Here is an 8,705-nt window from a genome sequence, read left to right on the forward strand (position 1 = left end):
TGCTTGACTTGGAAATGTCCATATAGGACATTTCTATTTGGTTATTAGGTAGGACATTTCTACTTGGGAATAACATTAGATGTTAGAACCCATTTAAATTAATGAGTTATTGAATAAGTGAAACCCTCTAAGTAGACTTTTAGAAGGTTGTAAATCTAGGGAAAAGGCTAAAGATGCCGTTGATTGAGTATTACGGTCTGCTATTTGAATGGCACGATAAAAAAATGGAAATAGTCTATCGAGGGCGTGAAATTACTTTTGAAGAAGTATGTAGCGTTTTTCTTGATCCAGAGCTGATGTCCTTTGACGATCTTGGTCATTATGACGAACAACGGTTGATATCAATCGGTCTAAGCAATCGTGGTAGACTACTAACAGTGGTTTGGGTCGAACGTGGTGATGTTGCAAGAATCATTACTGCTTTTGAGCCATCACACAATCAAAAGCGGAGGTATAACCATGCAAAATGAATTAGAACGCTATAAAAATTTTGACCCTACCAATGCGCCAGTAGTAAAACCAAACTTCGTGAAAAAATTACAAGAACGCCATGCGATTGCTCAAGCAAAAGCTTTTGATGCGGATGTTGTAACTTGGCTAAGTTCTCAAGATGATGAAACAAAACAGCATATTAACGAGATGGTTCGTCATATCATGGCATTGAAACGTGTTTAATTAAAATTTTGCTCGATGCTTTGAAATAGGGCTTTAGCCATGTTTCAAAGTCGAGCCACTTTGCGTGCACCGGTATAAATTGAATAACGAAAGAAACCAAGCAAAGTACTGTCCCATCTCATAACTTGGTTGACTATGAAAATATATAATTTAGCCCAAAGTTTTTTCATTATTTCTGTGCTTACTGGCTGCATGGCAAAGCCTGCTTTAGTTTCTAATATTATAGAACCTGTAAAACCAGTATTTTTTATCAAGCAAAGTCCCGAAGTGAAGACTTATATGGTTTCACTTGCAGGTGGCAAATTACATTTAGATCCACATGGTTGTATTCGTCTAAACAGTGATACCAGCCCTTTTATTATCTGGGCTAGTAGCAGCGAGTTAGAATATACAAGTGACGGTAGGATCAGTATTACCAACAAATTTAATAATCATAAAGTTTTTGTAGGTGATGAAATTAGACTTGGTGGAGGCCAGTACCCAACGAAACCTCGATCTATTACTGATCCTATTCCTGATGTTTGCGCTAACCACGGTTATTGGATTGCAGCTCCGCTTTAAAAAGCATTATTTAGGGTCAATCACGCAATAATCTTTGTTTGGCCCGTGACAGTCATTTTTCATGATCCGGACACAGGATTTACCATTACAGTTTTTAATATCTAGGTTATATCTTTGTTCTAGCCAAGCTGCTTCTGCACGACGTTCTTTGATCTCATCAAAACTTGGAATAAATAAAAATATAAAAGACAGGAAAACTAATACCAGACTAAGGAAAATTGCACACAACAAGGCAATAAATCTGTAGTTCAATTTATCGGTGGCTTTATCTAACTCCTGAATACGACCTTGAAGGGCGCGTGTAGCTTCCTGATTTGCGTTATTTAGGGTCTTTTTGCTCTGTTCTAGTACCCCACTAGCTACTTTATTGTAAAACGTCTCTAATCGCTTGTTATCATCTGCTATGGCTTCCCTGTATTCCTTCATGGATGCCAATAAAATATATAACTGGTCATCTAGATCATTTTGATTACTCATAATGACATTCCGCCTCTACTTAGTTTTTGAGATGCCTTGCGGAGTGCTTGCTCGGCTCGTTGTTTATCTAATTCTTGCTGTCGCTTCATTTCCGCTTGGCGTTCCAGTTCTAGACGTTTGGTTTCTTGGTTCTTCTGCCATTGATCAAAACCTTGATCGACACGGTTTAAACCACGCTGTAAAACGCTCTCTTTCTGCTGTTTCTGTTGGTCAAGTTGTTGGGTATTCTGCTGTTTCACATTGTCATTGAAACGGCTGATTTCAGTGTCTATGCCTTGTCTGCGTAATTGAGTGACTTTGGTGCCTTCATGGATGGTGGCTTGTAGTCCGTTGTTCTGATCGGCATAGCTGCGGTGATCTATTTTTTCTCGGTAGCCTGCATGTTCCAATGCTTTATTGGCTAAGTCTGCCCATGTTTCTCTAATTTGCTTAATGTCTTCTTGGGTTGTCCCCATACCAAGGCTTTTTCGTTTGGCGTTGCTGAGTTCAATATTGGTTTTGGTGGTCAGAGTAAGTTTATTGTCTGCGTCCAATTCGGCTTTTCGGGTTGTGAGCATGATATGGGCGTGATGGTTTTTATCATTACCGCCTTTACTCGGTTCATGGATGGCTAAATCTGCGATTACGTCATAGCGATCAACTAAGGACCTGGCAAAGTCTTTTGCCAAGTCCTTACGTTGATCAGCGTCTAATTCATCAGGCAGGGCAATCACCCATTCTCTAGCGGTTCGGGCATCTTTGCGGTTCTCGGTTTTTTCTGCCAAGTTCCAAAGTTCGCCACGGTCAATTTCAATATCTAAATTAGAGATAATTTCAGCATGGGCGACACCGTCTTTTCTCGTAAAGTCATGGGTCAGCCCTGTGCGTTCATCTTCTAGTTTTTCACCTGCACGATAGGCACTTGATGCAACCGCAGTTCGTCCTGAACTTCGGTTAACTGTTTTAGTTGAACAATGATAGATTGCCATGCAGTCGCCTTGAGATGCTTTTGCTTTTAAAAAATTGCGTAGCAGTTTTTTGGGGTTAAGGGGAATCCCCTTACGCAAACTTTGACTTGGATGAAATCCAAGTCGTAAGTGCGCATTTCATGAAAAACACGATAGCATATAGCTCGCTTGAACTCTAGTTCATAGAGCCTTATGCTTGAGTGGTTTTCTATATCCCGAAATCTGAATCATGACAAAAGCTGCTGAAACTCTTGAAAAGAAAATCGAAGCCCAATTAGAGAAGCTGAAACAGTTAAAGGCTCGAAAACAAGCTATCGAAGCTAGAGAAAAATCAAAGCAGAAAGAGCAGGAAAGAAAGGATGATACTAGACGTAAAATTTTGCTTGGTTCTTATTTAATTAAAAAGATGCAAAGTAATGAAGCCAACAAAGAAAAAATACTCGCTGAACTCAACGAGTATTTAACAGAAGATCGGGATAGACAGCTTTTTGACTTACCAAATATTGAGATATCTAAATAATGCAAAAAACACTAATTTTATGGGGTGGAATTTTAGCGACAATCATGGGTTCGCAAAATCTTAGTGCATGTATGCCACACTCACCAAATGAGGTATTTATAGCAAGGGTTCAATCATTTGAATCAGATAAAAATCAGACTAAATTTCAATTTTCTAACCATAATTTTATTTTTTGCCCATTAATAGCTTGGTTTAGATATTCTAGCCCAAATGAATGGAATGGCGATTTTAAAATTAAGAATATAAAAAAAGGAAATTTGATAATTGGTTTAGCATATCCGCCAGATGGTAACCAAGCAAGAAATTATCAGGTAAGTTCACTGGCACTACTTCACTGTAATAATGATGTTATATCAATAAGTAAGCCATCCACTCCTTTTTTAGCATGGGATAGAGCAAAAGGACGTTGTTTCTATACTGATAAGAGTGGTTTATTGAACGGCTTTCTTGAAAAAGATCAGGCATATTATTTACATAAAATTCAAGCTAAATATCCGACTTGCCGTAAACTGTACTCAGCATTCCCTATGACGTAATGTATATAAAATCTTAGTCTTTGAAGTCTGTTTCAGTCCGCAATGCTTTAAAAATCCGCTTTGCGGTTTCCTCTCGGACGGATGTAGGGTCACGTAAAATATTGGCAATCCATATTGAAAAGGCTGGGTAATCTTTATTGTCGGCTAAGTCAGAGATGCTATGAACCTTAGATAATACTGAACTGTAGGTCTTAATTTGACTGTCAGATAAGTTGCTGAACATATCTATAGTTTTTTGATCTCGCTGAGATTCTATTTTTTTAGGTGACAATTTTTGCTTAAATTTTAATTCTATGTGTGTGAACTTACGCCCTGTTTTTAACAGTTTATATTTGATTGTAATGGGAGATTTTTCATTAAGTTCATCAATTGCGGTATCTATTACCCATCTTTTTAAGTCTGCCGTTAATGGATACTTATTATTCAGATCAAGCATATTGCGCAAGTCATCAAGCCTTATTTTTCGATAACCTGTACTCTTGAATTGCATCATTAATTCATAAAATCGAACGCTATACCCACTACTTACTCCTGCTATGTCTTGAAGAAAATATTGTGTGAAGTTAGATGATAAGTTACTAATAAAGGGTAATACAGACTTACTAAACCTTATTGCCGCCAAAATATAATCTTCTGCATAAGGATCGCTCCCTGTCACCTCTTGGATAAATTCAGGATTAGCCAAAGCCCAATCACTATTGTATTTCATGATGTCTTGAACCCATCGAGTTTTAAATGTCCCTGCTTCAGTTGTTATTGTAATAACTCTATTAAAAAGTCGATCACATGCTTCTCTAATTTCTCTGCTTGCTGTTTTTGGGTTAACACCTAACTCAATAAATGATTCCCTTGTGACGCAATAACCTGTGTTATCTGTCACTTCTTCGCCTTTGGGTATACAGGCTATAGCCGCCAAAATTAAGCGCTGTTCATTCAAAGACAGTTGATAACTAGCTTCAATAATATTATTTGCTTTGACTACTAAGAGCTTACTCATTTTTGTATTCCTTATTATTAATTATGAGAATAATATATCGCCTCATAGTTATGCGTCAATCCCTCATAGTTATGCGTCAATCCCTCATAGTTATGCGTCAATCCCTCATAGTTATGCGTCAATCCCTCATAGTTAAACCTTGCAAAGCCACGCACAGCATGGCTTTGAGTGGGGTCTAAAAACATTTAAAAATATTTAAAATATTAAAAAATAGGGAAATACTTAAAACTGCCCTATGTACTCGCTAAAGCTCGTACTCTATTGAAGCTCGTTCCTCGCTTCGTGGGGCAGTTTTTGGTTAATCCTGTTTGTGAAATCTAAAAGCAAAAGCATTGGTAATGTATTCGCTTCGCTCATACTTTTTGAAAAGCAAAAGCTCCAAAGTTCGCACCCATTCGGGATGCTCTGTACCTACCGTTTAAAATCGAAAGGGAGCTTGTAATCAGAGAAAAGGCGAGCGTGAAATTTTGATGATGCTCAATCGCTCGTAGACACTCGCTCGGTTCTTATTATCTAGGTTTTAATTATTTAATGGAGCTAATCAAAGTTGTGAAACATTGATCAAAGAATAGGCGTGGAACGTGAAAAATCATAAAAAAAGCCCACCTTGGGGAAGATGAGCTATCAACTAGAAACTACAGCATTGATTTCTAAAGATAATTATAACGCATTTCGCATAAGGCGTATTATGTTAATTTTAGGAGATCTATACAATTCTGTACTTTTTCACAATCATAGAAAAAGCAAATAAAATACTTATCCAAAATAAATAATCAATAAAAAAATTGAGAAAAACAAATTGATCCATGCCGATGAAAATAAATAAAGGATTGATACTTATACTTCCGACTGGAGAGGTTTCACCATCTATAAGGAACTGTAGAGGAAATCCCCCAGCTATGACTTCAACTTTTTCAAGCTTATCTACAACTATGCGAGCAACTAATATATTTTTTTGATAAAGCAAAGATACGTAAGTCAAAATAATCGCTAAGAAATTAAAATATAATATTTTTTTCATAACTATTCTTTATCTTTTAAATTAATTAAAAACAGCCAATAACATAAGCCAGGAAAGAAAGCCATAAAAATAGTCCATGTATTGGTATACATTTTCCACCACTCTTTCGAAATTTCTCCTGTGTGACTCCATCCAAAAAGAATAAAAAATGGAGCAGCAATAATTAGAGAGCTAATACAGATGGTTAATAAATTCAGACTGTTATAACGATTTAAAATAATTGAGAATATGAAGCTGAAAGGCACAGTCAAAATACAATACGCTAAGTAGACAAGGCCATGCCCTACAAGAACCACTAAAATCGAGTATAGGCTGTATTCCTGATTCATTACGATAAACAGGACTGCTATGAAAAAAAGTAACGGTAAAGGAGCAAGTAAGAGAGCTTTAACTATTTTTTCATTTGAGTATTTCACTAATTTAATTCTCTTATCTACTCAATAACTATTCACACTATACCGATTTTCTTGGAGGTCGTTAGCTTCCATTTAACATAATGGGCGTTATACGAAATTCTGTTATAAGCCCCATACATCCAAGTTTATTTCTTGCATGAATGTATCCTATGGGATACATTACTCTTATGTACTCAATATATACCACTGAAGTCTTTGATGACTGGTTTACTAAGTTAAAAGACCAGCAGGCAAAAAGGCGTATACAAGTCCGAATTGATAGGGTTGAAGATGGAAACTTTGGAGATACTGAGCCAGTCGGTGAAGGTGTCTCTGAATTACGTTTCTTCTTTGGACCTGGCTACAGGATCTATTACTGTAAGCAAGGGCAAAGGGTCGTTATTCTTTTAGCAGGCGGAGACAAGTCTACGCAAAGTAAAGATATAAAACTTGCCCTACAACTAGCACAAGATTTAGAGGAGGAGCTGTAAATGGCTATCAAACTTCGTAAATGGGACAGTGCTGAACATCTTAAAACAGAAGAAGATATGCAAGCTTACCTACAAGCCTGTATAGATGAATCTAATGGTGATGCGGCATTCATTGCAAAAGCTTTAGGTAATATTGCTAAAGCTAAAGGAATGGCTCAATTATCAAGAGACACAGGTTTAGGCCGAGAAAGTCTTTATAAAGCACTTTCTGGCGATGTAAATCCAAGCTTTGATACTGTTATTAAAGTGGTAAAAGCACTGAATTTACGCTTAGCAATTTAAAAAAAACTAGTAAAAAAGGGAGCTTAAAGCTCCCTTTTTCGACTTCATATAACGTGTATTATGTTAATTTTAGAAGAATTAACATTTCTATATTTTTATGGAATATAACTATGAATTTATCATCTTACAAGATCGTTTACTCCTAAATGACCAAACTTGCCATTTATTAGACGACCATCATCTAACTGCACATTTTTAAATTCAATTGTTCCCTCTGAATCATTGACAGTGACACCAGTACAATGATTATTCGTCAATTTACAGTTCCATTTCAGATAAATATTCACATTTAATTGACCCTTCTTTGGTCTTTGATACGCTACATTTACATTTTTAGTAATTGTATCGTATTTCACTGTGAACTCGAGATCAGAGTGATTATCTCGACTCATAAAGCGAAAATACTTACTTTCATTTTCTGCATATACAACTGCTGCGACTGTTTCATCAATTTTAAAAACTTCATCTCCTGCAATCACTTGACCATAAGGAACTTTTTTTACAAAACCTCCAGATACTTTCAACTCTGGAGAAGCAATATATTCAATAGGGTTAGTAAATAACTTATTGATAAATTTAAAGGTGGTTATACCATTTTCATAATCTGTATTTAATGTAAAATCTCGATTGAAGTATCCCTTATATATGTATACATCTTTAGGCTGTTCATTACTAAAATAATTCCCCTCCGTTAAAATAAATCTATCGTGATCAAGATCCACAGGATTATTAAAGTTAAAATAGTATTCTTTATCTGTAGTAAAAGTTAAAACAGAGCTAGTTTTCCAATCCAAAAATTTTTCTATTGTTGCAGGTTTACCATTAACAACTAAGTCTGATTTCGCATGATATTCATTAAAGCGTTTGGTGTCCCATACTGGCCAATTAGAATTTACTTCAAAATTAACAGAGCCTTTAATTTTGGCAGTTGATGCAAAATCATTATTATTTAAACGTCCTGCTATAGAACCATTTGCATTTATAATAAAATAAGTTTTACCATTACTTTGCTTTTCAATTTTATAAGAAAATGTATCACTACACGAATTTTGACATCGAACCGTCAGATGTCCTTTATCATTCTCTGAATAGCTAAAAACTCCAACTTTATCTTCTTTAGGATAAAAATAAAGACCCGCCAAATTATTAATATGGGCAGATAAATCATTGCTTGGTGTAAGAATCTCTAAATCCCACATATTATTGTTAGTAGCAGATGCTTCAACCACACTATCTGTATGAAATGGTGAAAACTTAATGGTTGAGTTATTAGCAATACCAGAATTTTCAATTTCAAAATAGCCATGTGTCAAATCTGGACTTAATACAGAAGTTTCTACAATAGGCTTCGGCACAGATGTATCTGATGACGTTGGACTACTTTCTCCCCCCCCTCCACCGCATGCGACTAATAAAACAGATAAAAGAGTTAAAGGTAATAATGTTCTTCTATTGTGAAACATATAAATCCTTGTTTGAAAAAAATTACTTTTTAAAATTTTATAAAAATACTGAATTTAGAATACTTTTGTAAGCATTCAATATCATTTCATAAAACCCTGAAACTTCGCCTTGTTCTTATACAGGAAGGTAAGCTAATTGAGTACTTAGAAGATTATTTTTATCTAAAATTTAGTAAAAAAACGTTCTATTTAAAATTTAATAAACTGGCATTTACTGTCTTATTCCCCCCCATTTAACATAATGGCGGTTATACGAAACTTAGATGTAAGCCCAAAATAGAAATGTCCGGTTTCTCCAAAGTAAAAATGTCCGCTTTTAGAATATGCACTTTTGCAATTT

13 protein-coding genes are annotated in these 8,705 nt (G+C 35.6%); 7 read left to right on the forward strand and 6 right to left on the reverse strand.

Annotation, left to right across the window (positions count from 1 at the left end):
• Positions 1 to 173: 173 nt before the first annotated feature.
• The 3 genes from VXP95_RS14775 (at position 174) to VXP95_RS14785 (ending at position 1,236) form a co-directional block, all read left to right on the forward strand.
• The gene (locus VXP95_RS14775) at positions 174 to 470 is read left to right on the forward strand and encodes a BrnT family toxin (protein WP_111886105.1); all 297 of its coding nucleotides are present in this window, start codon (positions 174 to 176) and stop codon (positions 468 to 470) included.
• Positions 460 to 675: a hypothetical protein gene (locus VXP95_RS14780; RefSeq protein WP_004811702.1), complete on the forward strand. Its 216-nt coding sequence runs from the start codon at positions 460 to 462 to the stop codon at positions 673 to 675. Before VXP95_RS14775 ends, VXP95_RS14780 begins: the two co-directional genes overlap by 11 nt.
• Positions 676 to 810: 135 nt before the next feature.
• The gene (locus tag VXP95_RS14785; protein WP_179991870.1) at positions 811 to 1,236 is read left to right on the forward strand and encodes a hypothetical protein; all 426 of its coding nucleotides are present in this window, start codon (positions 811 to 813) and stop codon (positions 1,234 to 1,236) included.
• A 6-nt stretch (positions 1,237 to 1,242) separates the two neighbouring features.
• On the opposite strand, the gene VXP95_RS14790 is transcribed toward VXP95_RS14785, so the two are convergent.
• Both VXP95_RS14790 and mobQ read right to left on the reverse strand, forming a co-directional pair.
• Positions 1,243 to 1,713 carry a hypothetical protein gene (locus VXP95_RS14790; protein WP_005022342.1) on the reverse strand — a complete coding sequence of 157 codons (471 nt, stop codon included), beginning with the start codon at positions 1,711 to 1,713 and terminating at the stop codon, positions 1,243 to 1,245.
• Complete coding sequence (gene mobQ / locus VXP95_RS14795) at positions 1,710 to 2,681, reverse strand: MobQ family relaxase (RefSeq protein WP_416712306.1); 972 nt, start codon at positions 2,679 to 2,681, stop codon at positions 1,710 to 1,712. The genes VXP95_RS14790 and mobQ overlap by 4 nt, the downstream gene beginning before the upstream one ends.
• 208 nt (positions 2,682 to 2,889) lie before the next feature.
• Between mobQ and VXP95_RS14800 the strand changes: the two genes are divergently transcribed.
• Together VXP95_RS14800 and VXP95_RS14805 are read left to right on the forward strand one after the other, a co-directional pair.
• Positions 2,890 to 3,180 (forward strand): mobilization protein, encoded by a 291-nt coding sequence (locus VXP95_RS14800; RefSeq protein ID WP_416712307.1) that lies wholly within the window; start codon positions 2,890 to 2,892, stop codon positions 3,178 to 3,180.
• Complete coding sequence (locus VXP95_RS14805; RefSeq protein ID WP_416712308.1) at positions 3,180 to 3,716, forward strand: hypothetical protein; 537 nt, start codon at positions 3,180 to 3,182, stop codon at positions 3,714 to 3,716. Before VXP95_RS14800 ends, VXP95_RS14805 begins: the two co-directional genes overlap by 1 nt.
• 13 nt (positions 3,717 to 3,729) lie before the next feature.
• Here VXP95_RS14805 and VXP95_RS14810 read toward each other — a convergent pair whose 3' ends face one another.
• The 3 genes from VXP95_RS14810 to VXP95_RS14820 all read right to left on the reverse strand — a co-directional run bounded on the left by VXP95_RS14810 (position 3,730) and on the right by VXP95_RS14820 (position 6,150).
• Positions 3,730 to 4,713: a RepB family plasmid replication initiator protein gene (locus VXP95_RS14810; RefSeq protein ID WP_151710986.1), complete on the reverse strand. Its 984-nt coding sequence runs from the start codon at positions 4,711 to 4,713 to the stop codon at positions 3,730 to 3,732.
• 706 nt (positions 4,714 to 5,419) lie between these two features.
• On the reverse strand, positions 5,420 to 5,734 hold the full coding sequence (locus tag VXP95_RS14815; RefSeq protein ID WP_004917622.1) for a hypothetical protein: 315 nt from the start codon (positions 5,732 to 5,734) through the stop codon (positions 5,420 to 5,422).
• Between the two features lie 2 nt (positions 5,735 to 5,736).
• The gene (locus VXP95_RS14820) at positions 5,737 to 6,150 is read right to left on the reverse strand and encodes a hypothetical protein (protein ID WP_416682359.1); all 414 of its coding nucleotides are present in this window, start codon (positions 6,148 to 6,150) and stop codon (positions 5,737 to 5,739) included.
• Between the two features lie 167 nt (positions 6,151 to 6,317).
• Here VXP95_RS14820 and VXP95_RS14825 point away from each other — a divergent pair, with 167 nt between their 5' ends.
• Both VXP95_RS14825 and VXP95_RS14830 read left to right on the forward strand, forming a co-directional pair.
• Complete coding sequence (locus tag VXP95_RS14825) at positions 6,318 to 6,620, forward strand: type II toxin-antitoxin system RelE/ParE family toxin (RefSeq protein WP_000286964.1); 303 nt, start codon at positions 6,318 to 6,320, stop codon at positions 6,618 to 6,620.
• A complete protein-coding gene (locus VXP95_RS14830; protein WP_000985610.1) occupies positions 6,621 to 6,902 on the forward strand; it encodes an addiction module antidote protein in 282 nt (93 codons plus the stop codon). It begins immediately after the preceding gene.
• A 119-nt stretch (positions 6,903 to 7,021) separates the two neighbouring features.
• Here the strand turns inward: VXP95_RS14830 and VXP95_RS14835 are convergent, their stop codons facing one another.
• Positions 7,022 to 8,365, reverse strand: coding sequence for a hypothetical protein (locus tag VXP95_RS14835; protein WP_416712309.1), 1,344 nt, complete (start codon positions 8,363 to 8,365; stop codon positions 7,022 to 7,024).
• Positions 8,366 to 8,705: the final 340 nt, after the last annotated feature.

Origin of the sequence: Acinetobacter sp. 226 (assembly GCF_048147925.1) — a bacterium.
Classification (GTDB): Bacteria; Pseudomonadota; Gammaproteobacteria; order Pseudomonadales; family Moraxellaceae; genus Acinetobacter; species Acinetobacter pecorum.